The sequence below is a fragment of the Paraglaciecola sp. G1-13 genome, assembly GCF_055809255.1.
In genome coordinates, this window is the sequence record NZ_CM147903.1 from 613,820 (window position 1) to 631,095 (window position 17,276).

The 17,276-nt window shown below is 44.1% G+C and carries 15 protein-coding genes; 9 read left to right on the forward strand and 6 right to left on the reverse strand.

Annotated features, from left to right (window positions below):
• Window positions 1-205 precede the first annotated feature (205 nt).
• The 4 genes from AC0L6N_RS02500 (at window position 206) to AC0L6N_RS02515 (ending at window position 4,479) form a co-directional block, all read left to right on the forward strand.
• Window positions 206-982: a CmcJ/NvfI family oxidoreductase gene (locus AC0L6N_RS02500; RefSeq protein WP_473478591.1), complete on the forward strand. Its 777-nt coding sequence runs from the start codon at window positions 206-208 to the stop codon at window positions 980-982.
• Window positions 983-1,327: 345 nt separating this feature from the next.
• Window positions 1,328-2,596, forward strand: a complete 1,269-nt coding sequence (locus tag AC0L6N_RS02505) for a DNA/RNA non-specific endonuclease (protein ID WP_473478593.1) — start codon at window positions 1,328-1,330, stop codon at window positions 2,594-2,596.
• 272 nt (window positions 2,597-2,868) lie between these two features.
• Window positions 2,869-3,846 carry a helix-turn-helix transcriptional regulator gene (locus AC0L6N_RS02510; protein ID WP_473478596.1) on the forward strand — a complete coding sequence of 326 codons (978 nt, stop codon included), beginning with the start codon at window positions 2,869-2,871 and terminating at the stop codon, window positions 3,844-3,846.
• Between the two features lie 63 nt (window positions 3,847-3,909).
• On the forward strand, window positions 3,910-4,479 hold the full coding sequence (locus tag AC0L6N_RS02515; protein WP_473478598.1) for a hypothetical protein: 570 nt from the start codon (window positions 3,910-3,912) through the stop codon (window positions 4,477-4,479).
• A 212-nt stretch (window positions 4,480-4,691) separates the two neighbouring features.
• Here AC0L6N_RS02515 and AC0L6N_RS02520 read toward each other — a convergent pair whose 3' ends face one another.
• Complete coding sequence (locus AC0L6N_RS02520) at window positions 4,692-5,141, reverse strand: hypothetical protein (protein WP_473478600.1); 450 nt, start codon at window positions 5,139-5,141, stop codon at window positions 4,692-4,694.
• A gap of 59 nt (window positions 5,142-5,200) precedes the next feature.
• Complete coding sequence (locus AC0L6N_RS02525; RefSeq protein ID WP_473478602.1) at window positions 5,201-6,136, reverse strand: hypothetical protein; 936 nt, start codon at window positions 6,134-6,136, stop codon at window positions 5,201-5,203.
• A gap of 379 nt (window positions 6,137-6,515) precedes the next feature.
• On the opposite strand from AC0L6N_RS02525, the gene minC reads away from it, so the two are divergent.
• The 3 genes from minC to minE all read left to right on the forward strand — a co-directional run bounded on the left by minC (window position 6,516) and on the right by minE (window position 8,408).
• Window positions 6,516-7,247, forward strand: coding sequence for a septum site-determining protein MinC (gene minC / locus AC0L6N_RS02530; protein WP_473478603.1), 732 nt, complete (start codon window positions 6,516-6,518; stop codon window positions 7,245-7,247).
• A gap of 100 nt (window positions 7,248-7,347) precedes the next feature.
• Complete coding sequence (gene minD, locus AC0L6N_RS02535) at window positions 7,348-8,157, forward strand: septum site-determining protein MinD (protein ID WP_011573812.1); 810 nt, start codon at window positions 7,348-7,350, stop codon at window positions 8,155-8,157.
• On the forward strand, window positions 8,157-8,408 hold the full coding sequence (gene minE / locus AC0L6N_RS02540; protein ID WP_011573813.1) for a cell division topological specificity factor MinE: 252 nt from the start codon (window positions 8,157-8,159) through the stop codon (window positions 8,406-8,408). The genes minD and minE overlap by 1 nt, the downstream gene beginning before the upstream one ends.
• Window positions 8,409-8,564: 156 nt before the next feature.
• Here the strand turns inward: minE and AC0L6N_RS02545 are convergent, their stop codons facing one another.
• From AC0L6N_RS02545 to AC0L6N_RS02560, 4 genes are all read right to left on the reverse strand, one after another.
• Window positions 8,565-9,002 carry a GNAT family N-acetyltransferase gene (locus AC0L6N_RS02545; RefSeq protein WP_473478608.1) on the reverse strand — a complete coding sequence of 146 codons (438 nt, stop codon included), beginning with the start codon at window positions 9,000-9,002 and terminating at the stop codon, window positions 8,565-8,567.
• 85 nt (window positions 9,003-9,087) lie between these two features.
• Window positions 9,088-9,942, reverse strand: coding sequence for a M90 family metallopeptidase (locus AC0L6N_RS02550; RefSeq protein WP_473478611.1), 855 nt, complete (start codon window positions 9,940-9,942; stop codon window positions 9,088-9,090).
• 156 nt (window positions 9,943-10,098) lie between these two features.
• Window positions 10,099-10,623, reverse strand: coding sequence for a nuclear transport factor 2 family protein (locus AC0L6N_RS02555; RefSeq protein ID WP_473478613.1), 525 nt, complete (start codon window positions 10,621-10,623; stop codon window positions 10,099-10,101).
• A gap of 189 nt (window positions 10,624-10,812) precedes the next feature.
• Entirely contained in the window at window positions 10,813-13,104 is a 2,292-nt protein-coding gene (locus AC0L6N_RS02560) for a TonB-dependent receptor (RefSeq protein WP_473478616.1), read from the reverse strand.
• Window positions 13,105-13,668: 564 nt separating this feature from the next.
• Between AC0L6N_RS02560 and AC0L6N_RS02565 the strand changes: the two genes are divergently transcribed.
• Together AC0L6N_RS02565 and AC0L6N_RS02570 are read left to right on the forward strand one after the other, a co-directional pair.
• Complete coding sequence (locus AC0L6N_RS02565; RefSeq protein ID WP_473478618.1) at window positions 13,669-16,011, forward strand: TonB-dependent receptor; 2,343 nt, start codon at window positions 13,669-13,671, stop codon at window positions 16,009-16,011.
• A gap of 17 nt (window positions 16,012-16,028) precedes the next feature.
• Window positions 16,029-17,255 carry a dipeptidase gene (locus AC0L6N_RS02570; RefSeq protein WP_198136259.1) on the forward strand — a complete coding sequence of 409 codons (1,227 nt, stop codon included), beginning with the start codon at window positions 16,029-16,031 and terminating at the stop codon, window positions 17,253-17,255.
• Window positions 17,256-17,276 lie beyond the last annotated feature (21 nt).

Sequence of the window (17,276 nt, forward strand, 5' to 3'; positions counted from 1 at the left end):
GAAAACATAGAGTACAAACGTAGATAAACTATCTCAGTGTCAGAGCTTCGATTTAACCCCGCCATTATCATTCATTTAAAGATTCTGTTTATACGCGCTTGCTGTTTATCCCGGCCGCTTAACTCCTTATATTTCGCAGCCTAGGATATAGGAAAATATTTAAGCAAATGACTGACCTGATTTCAGTCGATTGAGGAGGGTGACTATGACGACCGCAAGGGTTAATTATCACGTTAGACGTGATGCGCCTCAGGCGTTCCAATTTGATGTTGATGGTATTGTTGGCAATATTATTTCACCCGAGCTAACGCCAGCCAATGTAATGGTTCGTGATGTGCGCAGCCAAGCTAACTCGGTCAATTTTACGCAAGATGGCATTGTGTTTGTTGAGGCGAATACTCAGGTAAAGGATTTTGAACATGGCGATAGTTGGAAAGACCTTTATGAGCAAGAGCTGAGTGGCTTACTCAAGCATACTATTGGTGCAAAAGAGGTGGTGATTTTTGATCACACAGTGCGAGTTGATGACCCAAACGCTACGCGCAGACCTGCGCGTAATGTGCATAATGATTATAGTGAGGCGGGCGTTAATAGACGTTTGGTTGACATAGTGGGGGCAGAGCGCGCCAAAGAATTTCAACAAGGGCATTATGGCATTGTGAATGTGTGGCGGCCTGTTGCGCAACCGATAATGTCATCGCCACTTGGCTTTATTCGCCCAAGCTCTATGCAGTTAGATGACTGGATGAACATCGAGTTGATTTACCCTGACCGCACTGGGCAAATATTAGGGGTGGCCGAAAACCCTGAGCATGAGTGGTTTTATCAATCACACATGAGACCCGATGAAGCGATTATTTTCAATATATATGACAACCAAGGGCGGCCACATTTGGCTCACAGCGCACTGGATATGAAAGAGGACGGGAACGTGAATGTCCCCCGTAAGAGCATAGAAACACGCACCTTAATCAAATATTGATTATTGCTCTTTAATGCCCTCTCATACGTCTTGACGTCGTTAAGTTGCTCAGTACAAAAGAATAGATCCCCACCAAAGTGCACAGATTAACGCCCCTGGCATTGGTGAGTTATTAAAGGGCATACAAATTTACCAGAATCCTTTGTTTTTGTAGCCTCTCCCTTTTTAGCTCTTCACCTTTCAGTTTTTCGTTTTTTACCTCTGGCTCTTCAACTTAGCTTCATATTTGTTTCATCGTAAAGTGAGATCCTTTACTAATCTTAGTCATAAACATATCTGAGGTATCACTACAGAGTTGGTAGTACGCAGTCTTCTCTTCATTCATTTGTGGAAGGAGTTTTGCTGATGAGCGCTTACGATCCTGATTTTCTTGATGGCTTTCTTTTACCCTTACCAAGCTTTGCGCCGCACCTTGATGAAAACATCGTGCGAGATGATGATTTAACTGAGCATTATGTGGCTGATTATGTGCACTATTCATTGGTCATGAACGGTGCGCCAGAAAGGCGCTCCGCTGTTTACGTGGCACTTAACGTTGATCAGAATAAACACAAGCAAACCAGTCGCAGTAATCGCTGGCGCATTGACGGCCGTATTGGCAGGGAGTTTCAGTTAGATAATACCTATTATCGCAATAACGACTGGGATCGCGGCCATATGGCAAGGCGCACCACGGCCGCGTGGGGTGATAACGCAATTGATGCCCAGCGCGCGTCTAACGAAACGTTTTACTACACAAATGCGTGCCTGCAACATGCCAATCTAAACCAAGATGAATGGCTAGGGCTTGAAGACTGGGTGTGCGGTTTAGACTTAGATAAAGACGGTAAGATCAGCTCGTTCTCTGGCCCTTTTTATGCGGATTATGATCGTAGTGTGCACCCAAGTGGCCATGCGTTGGCATTGGTGCCTGCGGGCTTTTTCAAAATTGTGTGCTTTGTTAATCAGGCGAATGAATTGGAGGTGCGCGCGTTTGTCATGTTCCAAGACGAAAAAGCGTTAGCGGACAAATCTGGGCGCAAAAAATACAATAACCAAACTTATCAAACCACAGTCACTTACATTGAAGAGCTGACAGGGTTGCAATTCGAGCCACAGGTTTACCACGCTAACCCTATGACCCATTGCGATTCGAGCACTCATACCCGCGGGCCGAACAGTGTTAATGGTGAGCCAATTTTAACGCCTGAGCTGATTGAAGTGGCCAAGCCAAGTGATATCCAAAACACGTCAGGGCCTAGGCAAACGGTAAAAGACGACGTGGTGGATATATTTATCAGTGCTGCCATGGTTAACCCTAAAGGCAGCGACAAGGGCAATGAGTGGATAGGGCTGATTAATCTCGGCGCGGATGCGATTGACCTAACAGGCTGGAGCCTGTCTGACAATCAAGACAACGCTGTTGCAGTGGGGCAGGTCACGTTAAAGCCGGGTGAATCAACAGTGGTAAAACAGCTCGGTAAAATTCGACTAGCGAATACAGGGGACGTGATCAAGCTGCATGATGACCAGAAAAACAGAATTGACTGGGTAAACTACACCGAAAAAATGGTCAAACCCGGCGTACCTGTACTGTTTTTATCCCCCAGAGACACGCTCGAGTTAGATGTGTGAAGTAAAGGCGTAACTTGTGCGTTTGGCGCTTTACACTACGTCTCGATTTTTAAAGCGTGTAGATTTTCTTTCTATCATCGCTTTTCTTTTGACTTTAAGCGCTTTAACTACATCAGTCGATACAGATTTTAGCCAGTATTGTCATTTGAACATGTTGAAACCTTCTTGGCTTCAGTCTGCCGTATAAAAAATTATACCTACATTGATTGCTAGCGACGTAATGTGTCGCAAATTTGTTCTACTATCCTATGCAGATCAAAGGGAGGAACGAAGTGCCAGCGGCTAAGAAAGATTCATTACTACGTATACTGACAATGATGCGCTTGATCCCTGTCTACCCTAGATGGACATCGGCTAAATCATTATTTAATAAACTAATGGATGAAGGTTTTGTTGTATCGAAGCGAACTGTCGAGCGGGACTTAAACACGTTTTCAACACTTATTGGGTTAGTGTCAGGTGAGTCACCAGAGGGTAACAAATGGTCTTATTCACAGCATTCCAACTTCAATTACTTACCAGCACTATCTCCGGAAGAGGCCATATCTCTTAAGTTGGTTCAAAAACATCTTTGCCAGCATCTTCCTCTGCACCTTTTTAGCGCCTTAACTTCTTTGTTTCAAAAATCAGATAAGACCCTTGAATCTAATCAAATCTATAAAACATGGCTGGATAAAGTAGCTATTGTGCCTCCGGGTATTGCTGTCAGACCACATGAGGTCGCTTCTGATATTACAGATACGCTCTATCGCGGCTTACTTGAAAACAAAAAAATTAGTTTTCAATATAAAAACAGTAAGCGCAGCTCGGTGGTGAAGTTGTTAGGACTTATCGTTCGAGACAATAAATTAGTGTTTGCTTGTCAATATGAGGGGTATGAAGACACGCGAATGATCTTGGCCCACAGAGTGCGAAGTGCAACGCTATTGAACGAGCACTACGACAACCAATTTGATCTGCCTAAGTATGTTGAGTCCGGGGAAGTCGGCGGTGGGCTATCGGTGGGAGTCATAAAGCTCAAGTTAGAGGTTAAAGGCTATGTACTTCGGCTGTTGAAAGAGTCAATTATCGGTGAAAACCAACAGATAACTGAGCTAGACACAATTTGGAGCAAGGTCACGGTTGAAGTAACTCACACTAGGGAGCTTGAGCATTGGTTACAAGGTTATATTCAGGATATAAAAATTGTCGGCCCTGAAGCAGTTAAGTGTAGTGTTTATAAAACACTAAAAGAAGCGATTTTCTATTAACATAGAAGTATTAATAGTTACCATTTAATTACTCCGTAAACTAATAAATTAGGATTGAAATATATGAAATTTTGTTTAGGTGAAGAGGTCAGAAAAATATCAAATAAGGCGATAAATCAGACTGGGAAAAGTCTTTGGGAGCTTCCAGAGTACTATTTAACCGTGAAACTAGCTGAAGCTATTAAAAGAAATAAACTAGCTTTTGATTTAGAAAAAAGCACTTCTAAATTGGAATCGGAGCTTGGGATAAAATTACCGAATGATTCGAGGGCTGGGCGTATAGATCTCGTTATACAAAGTCCAATAAATAAATCTATATTGACTTTAGTTGAAATAAAATTAAGGCTCGGATTTAGATCTGTAATTAAAGATGTGGTTCGGTTAGCTGATTTTGCAGTGTTAGGTAAGAAAAAGTCACTAAAAGATAGTTATCTTATTGTCGTAACGAGAGCAACTGAGAGTACCATAAAAAAACGATGGAAACTTTTTCAAAAAGAGTTAGATAGTAGATTTGAAGAACATAGTGTAAAAATAAAACCTCATGTAGTAATCCCTATAGCTGAATATAAGAATTCTGAAAAGGCAAGTTATCGTGATGAACATGTCGTAGTCTGGCGTATTAGAAGTTTATAACGCGAATTCAACCCCGAAAGACGCTGTACTTAATTTAGTGTGCCTGCTTATCGCAACATACTCTAATCAGAATTAAGGATAGGCGGATGTAAATGAACAAAAAACAACTAGAAGATTTCGCTAAATTAAGCAGCTCGGCGGAGCTTATAACAGATTCGAAATTTTAGTTTAAGATCTGGTCGGTAGCCCTACGACTTATCTAATTCTCACAGTCAAGTCTCATCAAATTCAACAATGCTACAAACAGTTTCGATTAGTATTGATATATTCGACAGTATTTTTTCACGCAATATATTAAATTCTTTCAGTGAAATTTCAGTAATTTTTTTCGCATGAATAGCACTTTTTTCGATCTCTCGCATAGTAAACAAGTTCTCGATTTCATCCTCGATATTAAGTTCATCGCCCAATGTTAAAAAGTTTTCATATAGCTCTTCTCTATCTAATTCATTTTCTTTCCAAGCCTCATTTGAGCTAATGCATTCCTCAATCTGACTTTCAAAAAAGTAAAATATATCCTCTAATATGTCATCCCACTGATTTAACAAATCATCTAATCTAGCTGATTCAAGGCATTCTCCCTTAAGCCACTGATGTAGATGTTTTATTTTCTGTTGAGTGGTTGATGTTTGCTTTCGTAAAGAACTTAATAGTGATGGCATAGCGATTTTCTCTTGAAAATTGTAAGTTTTTATAAACAGTAACAGTAAATATAAAAGATTTAGTCAAAATTAAATTGAATCAATTTTTCCAATGCTTGCTCTCTTGATATGTAATCAGAATCTGGCATTGGAATTTCTCGAATCGCCTGTATTATTTTTTTCAATATTATTTTGTTACTTGAAAAGCGCAGTCCAAGGTAATAGAGAAGAAACAAACGCACTTTTATCAAGTTATGCGGTTGGTTGGCTAACTTTAAATGTAATATTGCATGAGTAGCAAGATAGCGTTGCCAAGCCATCATATGCGAGCAAAAGCTAGGAGCATCGAAAATAGCTAATATCGGTTTGACCAGCATCACTGAATGAGGTTTAAATTGCATTAGCAATTCAGTGGCAAAGTATAACGCTAGTGGAAATTGCTCGAATGCGGGGTGAGAGGGTATGACATCTTCATTAGTGCCAACTAGTAGAAAAATTTGTGCCGTGGTTTCTTGTTGAATTTTGGGTGCTTGAGTTTCATTTCTGAAGTATTTTTTATCCATATGAGTTTTAAAATGATTCGAAATTTCTTTTATATATCGTTCGCACTCGTGTAAGAGTTGCTGTAAGCCGTCATTTTTAGGGGAAATCTGAGAGTTGAAATTAAATTTACTTAGAAAATGACGTAGTACTGGAAAAGCCCATAGTAAGTCGTCTTCGGCTAAGCGATTTAACGCGATACTATGTTGGGTTAAAAGGTTCTGCCCACAGTTCATCTCTTCTTTGGAAAGAGGGGTGTTTATGCTTTTTTTGTAAAGTAACCAAGGAAGCAATTCACAGTCACTTTTGTATTCAAGGAGATAAGGTAAACCTAAATCTTGGTAAAAAGTAAACTCTGGCAACATATGAGCATTGAAAGCTGAAGTGTCTCGTAGATTTTCATCTAAGCTCCCTATTTCGAAGGTTCCTGATTCCCAAGTTTCACACGCAGATGTTTCAATACAATAACCACACATATCAAGTTCCTTTCAATTTACAATGGAGCTATCTTATTACCTCCCTACGACAAAACGTGTCGCGTTCAATATCCTATGATCCGGCTGAGACATTAATATTTTATCGGTTGGTGTTACCGAATTGATACGAAACGGGGTTTGTTGGCGCGTAATGTGCGCTAAAAAGCCCTTAAATCTATGACTTTAGCCATTTCGGCATAAATCTTTCATTCTTCTTGTAGTTTCATTTCCGGATGTTAATTCTATTTGTTAAAGTGGCGTCCAGTTTTTGTACTTGTTAGCTATTTTTCGCTGTCTTTTAGTTATTTTACTGAGTAACTAGGGAATTCACAGATTGCGACAGGTGCGTTGGTTCTTATTCGTAGGTTAAGGTTGCCCAATGGCAAAAGTGTGTTTTCAGATGAAAGGCACTGCGTTTACAGCAGTGGTGATGGATCTTCAGGCGTATTCCGCGGACTTATTTCGTGCGCAGCTAAAGCAAAAAATTGATACCGCTCCACAGTTTTTCAATGCGTCTCCTTTGGTGCTCAACTTAGCTTCATTCGAAGGTCAGCTTGAAGATGAGCAACTTGAACATATTGTTGCCGTGTGTCGTGAGGAAGGGTTACAGCCGATCGCATGTAGAGGCGCTACGCCCGAATTGCGCTACACCGTAATGGGGTTGGGGCTTGCGTCACTGCCAGCAGCCAAGACCAGAAGTACTGAGATCCCGGCTGAACCAGTGCAAGCGAAAGTGAAGCAGGTTGAGCCAGAACGAACCGTTGCCGAGCCGGCGCCGGTCGTTCGCCCAAGTAAGGTGATCACTAAACCGGTGCGCTCTGGTCAGCAGGTGTACGCAGAGGGTTGCGATTTAATCGTGATGGCGGCAGTCAGTGAAGGGGCTGAAGTATTAGCCGATGGACATATACACGTTTATGGTCCTTTACGAGGCCGCGCTTTGGCTGGTGTGAAGGGTGATACAAATGCACGGGTTTTTTGTCGACAGATGGAAGCTGAGCTGGTTTCGATTGCTGGCTACTTTGTGATGAATGAAAAATTACGTGAGCTGTGCTGGAAAGAACCGGCACATGCATTTTTAGAGGGTGAATCCATACAGGTTGCGGTGATTTAACGGGCATTTCGTGTGAGCTAAGCGAGAACAAAGCGAGAAACACGTGTCGTCGATAAACTGCAATCAGTGGGTTGGCTAAAACAGTTAGTGAGGGAATGTAGTGGCTAAAATTATAGTGGTAACGTCCGGTAAAGGTGGCGTAGGGAAAACAACAACCAGCGCAGCGATAGCAACAGGCTTAGCGATGCGTGGCTTTAAAACCGTGGTAATCGATTTTGATGTGGGCTTGCGAAACCTAGACTTGATCATGGGTTGTGAGCGCCGTGTGGTGTATGACTTTGTGAACGTCATCAAAAAAGAAGCCACATTGAATCAAGCGCTGATCAAAGACAAGCGCACCCCAGGTTTGTTTATTTTGCCAGCGTCGCAAACGCGGGACAAAGACGCCCTGTCAATGGAAGGCGTGCAAACCGTGCTAGAGAACCTAGCCAAAGACTTTGAGTACATCATATGTGACTCACCAGCAGGGATTGAGCAAGGCGCGCAAATGGCCTTGTACTTCGCGGATGAAGCGATTGTAGTAACGAACCCTGAAGTATCATCGGTGCGAGATTCAGATCGCATTATCGGTATTTTGCAAAGTAAATCACTTAAAGCAGAGCAGGGCGGAACGGTCAAAGAGCACTTGTTGCTTACCCGCTATAACCCAGAACGTGTTGCCTCAGCAGAAATGCTCAGTGTAGCGGATGTTGAAGATATTCTGGCCGTACCTTTGCTTGGCGTTATTCCTGAGTCTGAAGCGGTATTAAAAGCATCTAACCAAGGTGCACCGGTTATTTTAGATCAAGAGTCTGAAGCGGGTCAGGCTTATCTTGATGCTGTGTCACGGTTGCTTGGCGAAGACGTCAAACACCGTTTCCTTGATGTACAGAAAAAAGGATTCTTGAAGCGATTACTAGGAGGTAAATAGTGAGCATTTTCAATTACTTTTTAAAGAAAGAGAAAAAGAGTTCAGCATCGCTGGCCAAAGAGCGTTTGCAGATTATTGTGGCGCACGAGCGCAGCAAGCGCCAACAGCCTGACTACCTACCCTTGATGCAAAAAGAAATCATGGACGTTATTCGTAAATACGTAAACATAGATGAAGAGCAAGTGATTGTTCAGTTAGACAATAATGAAGATTGTTCTGTCTTGGAGTTGAACATTACTTTGCCAGAGTAATTGTTCAAGACCGCTTCAGATATCGCGCGTGATCGTAAGAGATGCTTATGGTCACGCTCTTTTGATTCTTCCTACAGCTTTGGTGTTTTTTGCGCCTGTTTCACTTCTTGCTAGCTACCACTTTGCTTTCTAGATCCCCAACCTAAGGGCAACTTCCTATAAGCTGATGATGGCAAGCATGTCATCGTCGTCTTCATCCATTCCTACTTCGGTAAAGCCAAAGCTTTGGTAAAACGACTTTGCCACAGGATTGTCGGGGTTATAGCAAATCTCTATTTCTTGTAAACCCGTTGTTTGTTTTATTTCATGTAGCGCAAGCTCCATAGCAACTCGGCCAATACCGTTTTTTTGATACTGCTCGTCTACCATAAAGCGCCAAATAGATATTTTACGGGGACTTTCAGCGACCCACATAAAAAAGCCGACGGGCGTGCTACCTTGGTATATGCCTCGACAGGTATAGCCTGTATGGTATTTTGATTCCAGCAATGACCAGCTATTATCAGCCACATACTCTTGTTGCCCTTCACTTACCGCTAGATCACTTACCTCTTCAAAATTATCTTTAGTTACTGGCCTTAGGTTTATATTCATTTCATTCCTTTGCTCTTAAGCCTTATACATAGAAACGTTATTGTGCGCTCGAATAGGCCATTTTCAATTAAAAAGGACGTATGTTTTACGACTGTTTCAATTCCCGCCACTCCAATGGGTTAAGCAGGTAACACTGCTTGAACTGTTCATACAGTTTCGGGTGGTGGCGTTGCAGTTGATGCGGCTTTTCAAAGAAGGTTTCTGTCACAACAGCGAAAAACTCGGCCGGGGAGGTTGCGCCATAACTGTCAATCACATCGTTATCGCCATTGGCCAATTTTTGTTGTTGCACGGCGAATTCAGCGCCTAACACCTGTGACCATTGTTGGTATTGCTCGGCTGCGGGTAATAATGGCAGGCCGTCCATGGCGGCATTTTCTTCATCTAATTTGTGGGCGAATTCATGCATTACTACGTTGTGCCCATCACGGCTATCAAGGGCGCCTTGTAACACGTGCTCCCAAGCGAGAACAATTGGCCCGCGATGCCAAGACTCACCCGCGCGAGTGCTGGTGGACGTGACCTGCAACAAGCCATCATGTTGGGTGCTGCTGGCCACATAAGTGTCGGGGTAAACCAAAATCGTCCGAAAACCTGGGTAGTAATCACCCGGGCGATTGAGCAATAAGGTGCATGCTTGTGCAGCGATTAACACGCGCACTTTGTTGGTGACGTCAAATTCACCTCGGCCAATGATGTCTTTTTCATCTAAAAACACTTGCATGTGGCCAACGAGCTTACGCTGCAGTTCGTTAGGCAGGCGCGAATATAGTGGGTATTGGGTTTTTAAAATCTGCAGATATTCAGGTGCTAACGGTTTAGCACTTAATACAGCGCGCCGCGCTTCTTTGCGCTTTAGCTTGCGCTTGTCGAAATAAAACCAGCCCAGCATGATCACTATCGGCAGGCTGAGTAAACAATAAATGAGTGTTTGGCGCATAAAGGCTCTTTGCTGATTAACGTTCAGCGATCAGCTTATCAAGAAAGGGGGTATGGATCTAAATAACGGAGCCAGTTTTGCGAAGTTAAAACCCAGCGTAAAGCTGGGCTATTTAACATGAAATTCCTTTTTTACCGTGCTGCATGTTTCAAAGAACTATTTCTTTGCCCGCTCTGCAAAGGTCTTAATATTGATTTCGGCGACCTTTTCCCATGCCTCATTAGGGACGAGCACAGACATGGCGTAGTGGGCGATTTTCCATTGGCCGTTTTCATTTATTAGCACACCGGTTCCGCGAAAGCGGCCCCACTTTTCAGACACGGTAATCTCGTCAAACCAAGCGATGTTTTGCTCTGCAGAGAAATTGATGTTGCGCTCCACGGATTTGTACGTCCAACCGGTGCCACCTGCGAAGCGTTCAGCCACGTATTTGTCTAATGTTTTTGGACGCGACCAGCGCTCCCAATCATCCGTGCCCATAAATACGCCGGTATCGGTAAATGAGCCTAGGTATTTACTTAGGTCTGCTTGGCTGGCGGCTTCATGCAAGCCATCGAGTACGTTATTGACTGCTTGGGTTGCCTTGGGGGCGCTCTTAGTGTCGGCCAATACACTGAACGAACAGCATAGTAGCGCGGCGAGCATGAATGGTATGGCGCCTTTTCGTAGCGGGTTAAACATTATCAGTCACTCCATTTGAATGTGGTTGTGTTTGGCTGTGGTCTTTATTTATTCTTTTTATTCACACAACAGAATTTGTTCTGTTGTGGGTTCACACTTCAGTCATTCACTAATAATACTCACAAAGATAACCCTATGCACTTGTGCCGCATAGGGTTATCTCGCGCTTAATGATTGACGTAATACGTCTTAAAAACCACCTCTAAAAGTCATGCCTATGGTACGCGGTGTAACACGTATGCTGGCAGGTGGATCAAACGGTGGGCGACCAATGGCTCTGACTACACCATCGTCATCAAACATGTTGTTGGCAAACAAGGATATCTCGTAACCAGAGAAGCGAATACCCACGCGCATATTTGCCACTGTGTAGGCGTCCATTTTGCGATAGTTCGAGTTTTGCTCACTGAATTCGGTTGAGCGATCATCCGTGTATTGCACATTGACCCAACCGAAACCTTCAAGATCTTCGTTTAATTCAGTTGAGTATTCCGCTGATGTCGTGAAAGAGAACTCAGGTACGAAAGGGGCTGGGTCGCCTTTTTGCGCATCTAGGTTGGGTACATCTGCATCCAACGTGGTGTCGATGTAAGCGCCGCCAGCCGATAGCACCAAGCCATCAAGAGGTTTCACTGTGACTTCTAGTTCAAGGCCTCTACTGGTGGCATCCCCAACATTTTCTTTGAAACCAAAACCACATTCAAAGCTGCGGCTGGTTTGCATGTCGCTCCAGTCAATGTGGAAGTATGTGGCGTTGTAGCTCACGGTGCCTTGGGTGTCACTGCCTTTTACACCGACTTCGTAGTTCCAGATTTCATCCGGGTCGAAGAAGCGTGTATCGCCACCATCACGTTCAACCTGTGCCAGCTCATCGGCACACACTGATTCAGGAATAGCGCCGTTGATCCCCCCGTAACGGAAGCCTTTTGCGGCTTGCGCGTAGACTAAATTATCGCGATTTAAATGATACGACACATTAAGCTTAGGGTTGTAGCCATCGACTTTGCCTTTAGGACGTGTGTCACTGTTGGCTTCGCCATTGAACAAGCCTGACTGATAAAATTCAATCTCTTGTTCCCAGTTAAAGTAACGTAAGCCTGCTGTGATGGATAGGTCACCAATGTCATAGTAGAGTTCGCCGAAAAAGGCGTAGGTTTTCACGGTTAAATCATCAAAGCCATAAAATAAGTGATCCTCGGGGGCACCAAAGGCGGAAGAGGGCACCCCTAGAATTGCATCAGCCCCAGGAACAGGGAAGGTATTTTCATAAAACACGTCTTTTTTATCAGCGTATGCACCTACCGTCCATTGTAAATCGCTGTCGGTGGTTGAGGCTAAGCGCAACTCTTGCACGAAGACTTCTGAGTCCGTTAAGTCAACCAATTCATGAGGTGTTATGCCCGGTGGTAGGGCTGATTCAAATAACAGATCCAGTGAACGAGGGTTAACGATAGAACGGTCAAAGTAGGATGTAGAACTCGTTAACTCAGCCCAATCTAGATCGTAGGTTAGGGTCAGGTTACCTATGTCCATGGTATCGTCGTAACCATCGAAGGAGGGATAATCGCGCACAAATAGGGGCGTGGAGTCGATATCTACAGGACGCCCATCATCTGAATAGTCATGGTGTAAGTAACTAAGCTCAATGCTTAATTCGTTAGTAGGAATATATAAAGCCGCTATTTTGGCTCCTTTAGATAATCCATCGTTAAGGTTTTTTTCACCGGTTAAGCTGTTATCAATATAGCCGCCATTATCGAGGTAATAACCACTGACGCGTACGGCCAATTCGTTTTCGATAATGGGCACGTTGACTAACGCTTTAACGGATTTATTATTGCTACCATGCTCTATTTTTGATGCGCTAAGTTCGTACTTGCCTTCAAATTTGGATAGGTCTGGATCATTAGACACTAAGCGTACGGTGCCTGTCATTGAGCCTGCGCCAAACAGTGTGCCCTGTGGCCCACGTAATACTTCGACCCGTTTTAAATCAAACAAAGCCAATTCTGGGTTCATGCCGCCCATTGAAATGGGAATTTCATCTAGGTATATGCCCACGGTTTCTTGGTTTTGGGTATCGTTGTCATTACCCCCGCCGTTTGCTACGCCACGAATAGATAAGCGCGTCCGGCCTGGGCCATTCTCGTACGCTGTAAGGCTGGGCACCACACCAAGCAAATCAGTGAAGTCAGCGGCGCCTAAATTTTCAATCAAACCTTCACCCACTACGTTGATACTAATGGGCACGTCGTTCATTGACTCTGAGCGCTTACGTGATGTGACTATGACTCGCTCGTAGGGTTCAGCCTCTTTTTGTGCTTGGGCACTGTTTTCTTGAGCGTGCAGACTGGTTCCACTTAAGGCCGCGCTGACCATCAGTGCTAGGGCTGAATGGCGTAATATTCTGGTGCTATAGGAGTGACCGGCAGATGAACTGACAGATGTAGAGGTGAAATCTATTGTGTGTGTGCTTTGCATAGTGTGTCCCTTTCAATGAATTGTTTTTAGCGATGCCTATCGCTTTATCGCGTTCTTGTTAATTTCCCAAATGACGGACCTGCATATGCTCGAGGGTTTATCCCTTCTTATTGCTTTGTAGGAATGTCGCGATTGGATTAACAGCTCAGTTTCGACCTGTTTTGCACGCCGCGCAATCACTTCTAGTACTGGTTAGACCTTGCTCAGGCTAATAAATACGGGGTTTTCGCCAATTATATTGCCCGAATTTATTATTTGTTACAATTTGCATTTTTGGTGCGTTTTTATTCTTTGTGGTGCAGGGGTTGGGTATTCGGTTGACCGTGGTACGTCAGTACCATCTTTTGTTTAAGGTTTATTTACTCGTCAGATCTGTGTTCAATCGCAGTAAAAACGCGTTTTTTCGTGCCTCGGTTGATTTTTTACAGGCACTTTTAATCCGGTTGGTACATTTATTGTGATGGGTTGGTTAATCCTCGCAGAAGGTATTTATCGAAACGCTATTCCACGAAATGGTATTTGAAAGTAGCTAACGCCAATGTAAATAGACCAGGAACCACGCACATGAAAACAGCCAACCAATATTTTCGTCCTACTTTACTTAGCGTGTCGCTTGCCGCGTTATTCACCGTTAACCCTATATTAGCCCAAGAGGTTGATGACAATGCAATGGAAGATGCGCCTGAAAAAATTCAGGTGATGGGCCGCCGAATATCTGAAACCGAAGTGGCGATAGGAACGGGAGAGGTAACTAACACGCTGGCCGTGACCCGTGAAGCATTGCTGTCAGCCCCTGGGGGAATTTCAGGCTTAAAAATGCTTGAGAGTCTACCGGGTTTTAACGTGCAAACAGATGGGGCTTTGGGTTTATATGAATTTGGTAACTCGGTCAATGTGCGTGCGTTTAACTTGAGCCAAATGGGCTTCGTATTAAATGGCGTGCCGATGGGGCGTTCAGACGCATTTGGTGGTAGTCCGATTTTCAGATACGTGGACAACGAGAACTTAGCCTCTGTAGTTGCTTCACCCGGTGCAGGAGATGTGTCAGCGCCTAGTTATTCCACACTTGGCCCTATCGCGTCTTACTACTCGGTTGACCCATCAGATGAGATGGGCGGTATGATGTCACTAACCGTGGGAGATGACGATTTACAGCGCTCGTTCATTAAATTAGAAACGGGTGATCTCAATGGTTTTAAAGCGTTTGTGAGCCGCTCAAAAACCGACAGTGATTTATGGCGCGGCCCCGGCACCATTGACCGAGAACATATTGAGGCCAAAGCGGTTTACGCGTTTAGTGCTGATACCAAACTGTCATTTAATTATGTTTCAAACGACTTTTTCGACTATGACTCACCCTCTGGCACCGAAGCCACGTTTGATAACGACTATTACTACAGCTACCTAGAATCGATCCCCGAAGGTTGTATCGGGGCGATGCCACAAGTATATGATTTCAATCAAGATGGCTCGATAAATGATAGCGACTTCACCCCTGTATTCACTGGTAGCAATTGTACAAGTTACTATGAAGACAGAGTGAATGTACGAGACGATCAACTCTATTCTTTGCAACTTGAAACCTACTTAACCGACAATCTGCAGTTTGCCGGTACCTATTACTTTGAAGACAAGGATGGGTACGGCGTATCACCTGATTCCTATACAAATACTCTGGGTATTTATGAACGCCAAGCCGCAGCAGGGCTTGATGTAGTGCACCCACGCGGGGTGCAATATGGTCTTTCTTCGGTGGGCGGTGATCGTAAAGGCTTTGTGGCTGACTTTACCTTAGAGCTTGAAAACAATGTGATTGAGTTTGGTGGTTGGCAAGAAAAAGACACCTACAATCGAACCCAACAACGCTTGAACAAAACCGGCGGTAGCGTCGATGGGGATGTGATTTGGGATGAAGTCGCCTATTACAGACGTGATTACACTGCAGTACGAGAAACCACCCAGTTTTACCTAAAAGACACCATAAGCTTACTCGATGATGCGTTGAAGCTAGAGCTGGGTATTAAGTCTTTAAGTGTGGATTACACCCTAGATGGCTATCGAGATTATGCGGATTATGAAATTAACAGCGAAGCTGGCTATGGTCCGCAATCTGTCGGCGGAGAGTTCAGTAAACACTTTTTACCTTCTATCGGCGCTGTGTACAGTGTAAATGACACGGATCAAGTCTTTGCGTCTTACTCTAAAAACTATGCGCTCCCCAGCGGCACCGACGATATTTACGATAACGCCTTGAGTTTTGAGCCTGAAACACCTGAGGGGGAAGAAGCAGATAACTTTGAAGTGGGTTACCGAACCAATCAAGAAACGTTTAATGCCGCATTGGCACTTTTCTACACGCGATTCGATAACCGCCTGTTTGCCAGCAACGTTTTTAACCCCGCGACTCAGCAACCAGAAAGTTTCTACATCAACGGCGGCGCATCAGAAGCCTATGGTTTTGAGTTAAGTGGTGTGTATCAACCCGAGGCATTTAACAAGCAACTGTATTTGAACGCTAACATATCTTACAAAGATGCTACCTTGGCTGATGGTTTTGGCAGTAATCCCGAAGGAAGCCGCTTAGCGGACAGCCCAGAATGGTTGATGACCGCTGGGATCACGTATGAGCCAACAGAATGGTTAGTGGCGAATATGTCAGCAAAGTATACGGGTAGCCGATTTACCGATTACGCTGAAACCTATTCGATGGACAGTTACACTATTGTCAGCGCGTACGTGGATTTAGGCGGCGTCAATCCGTTTGGTATGCCGGAAAACGTGAGTCTTCGCTTCAATGTGGACAACTTATTTGACGAAGAAGTGTTGTCCTTTGCGTTTGTCGGCTCGGCCTTTTATCGCCCCCTTAATCCACGTAATTTTCAAGCCTCTTTAACCGTGGCGTTTTAATAAATATGAGTAAACATATGTATAAATTTAATAAAAAGGTGCTTTCCATTACTCTTGGTTTATTGTGCTGTCAGGCAGCAAATGCCGCTGTATCAATAGAAGATGCAACGGCTATTCAGCGCAGCTTAATCACTTTGGATACCCATCTAGATACACCGGCAAATCTGGTTGTGCCTGGCTTTAATATTCTTGAACGGCATTCCTATGGGCATGATTATTCTCAAGTGGATGTGCCGCGTATGCAAGAAGGCGCGTTGGATGGCGGTTTTTGGGCTGTGTATTCTCCCCAAGGTGAGCTGACCAAAGGGGGCTATGAGCAAAGTCGTGATACCGCCTTACTGCGTGCTTTGGCGATTCGTACTATGGTGTCGGCAAACCCACAAGTGTTTGAATTTGCCACTGAATCTGCTGATGCCGCAAAAATAAAGAAGAACAGCAAGCATATTGTGTACATGAGCATGGAAAATGCCTACCCGCTAGGGACGGATATTAGCTTGCTTGAAACATTCTATAAGTTTGGTTTGCGTATGGCAGGTCCAGTGCATTTCAAAAACAATCAGTTTGGCGATAGCTCCACCGATCCTGGTGGCACACAGTGGGATGGGTTATCGCCTTTAGGCGAAGAGCTGGTAGCAGAAGCTAATCGTTTAGGGATTGTGCTTGATGGCTCCCATGCTCATGATGAAACGGTAAAAGACATGATCCGCTTGTCAAAGACACCGATTATTTTGTCGCACACTGGCAGTAAAGCGATTTACGATCATCCGCGTAACGTTGACGATGCTTTGCTTAAACAGCTAGCTGAGTCCGGCGGTGTTATTCAGATGAATGCGTACAGTGAGTACCTTGAAAAATTGCCTGACGATCCACAGCGTAAAGAAGCCTATAAAGGGCTGATGAAGTTGGTTAAAGAGGGAAGTGAGCGCAGTGTTTTACTCGAGAAACGACGAGAAATCGATCATGAGCATCCCGCTGTTAAAGCATCGTTTGAAGTGTATATGGAACACTTTCTTCATGCATTAAATGTTGTTGGGCCTAAGCATGTTGGTATTGGCGCAGACTGGGATGGCGGCGGTGGTGTTGATGACATGATGGATGTGGTTAATCTACCTAAGATCACAAAACGTCTACTTGATGAAGGCTACAGCAAAAGCGACTTAGCAGATATTTGGGGCGGCAATGCCCTTAGAGTGTTACAACAAGCTCATGATTATGCTGAAAGTGTAAAAAATGATAGCAAATAGCACGTGCTAGGGTAACTCAGT

Coding starts and splice junctions, on each gene's coding strand:
- AC0L6N_RS02570 (WP_198136259.1), top strand. CDS start 16,029: ATGTATAAATTTAATAAAAAGGTGCTTTCCATTACTCTTGGTTTATTG.
- AC0L6N_RS02565 (WP_473478618.1), top strand. CDS start 13,669: ATGAAAACAGCCAACCAATATTTTCGTCCTACTTTACTTAGCGTGTCG.
- AC0L6N_RS02515 (WP_473478598.1), top strand. CDS start 3,910: ATGAAATTTTGTTTAGGTGAAGAGGTCAGAAAAATATCAAATAAGGCG.
- AC0L6N_RS02520 (WP_473478600.1), bottom strand. CDS start 5,141: ATGCCATCACTATTAAGTTCTTTACGAAAGCAAACATCAACCACTCAA.
- AC0L6N_RS02525 (WP_473478602.1), bottom strand. CDS start 6,136: ATGTGTGGTTATTGTATTGAAACATCTGCGTGTGAAACTTGGGAATCA.
- AC0L6N_RS02550 (WP_473478611.1), bottom strand. CDS start 9,942: ATGCGCCAAACACTCATTTATTGTTTACTCAGCCTGCCGATAGTGATC.
- AC0L6N_RS02560 (WP_473478616.1), bottom strand. CDS start 13,104: ATGCAAAGCACACACACAATAGATTTCACCTCTACATCTGTCAGTTCA.
- minC (WP_473478603.1), top strand. CDS start 6,516: ATGGCAAAAGTGTGTTTTCAGATGAAAGGCACTGCGTTTACAGCAGTG.
- AC0L6N_RS02555 (WP_473478613.1), bottom strand. CDS start 10,623: ATGTTTAACCCGCTACGAAAAGGCGCCATACCATTCATGCTCGCCGCG.
- AC0L6N_RS02500 (WP_473478591.1), top strand. CDS start 206: ATGACGACCGCAAGGGTTAATTATCACGTTAGACGTGATGCGCCTCAG.
- AC0L6N_RS02545 (WP_473478608.1), bottom strand. CDS start 9,002: ATGAATATAAACCTAAGGCCAGTAACTAAAGATAATTTTGAAGAGGTA.
- AC0L6N_RS02505 (WP_473478593.1), top strand. CDS start 1,328: ATGAGCGCTTACGATCCTGATTTTCTTGATGGCTTTCTTTTACCCTTA.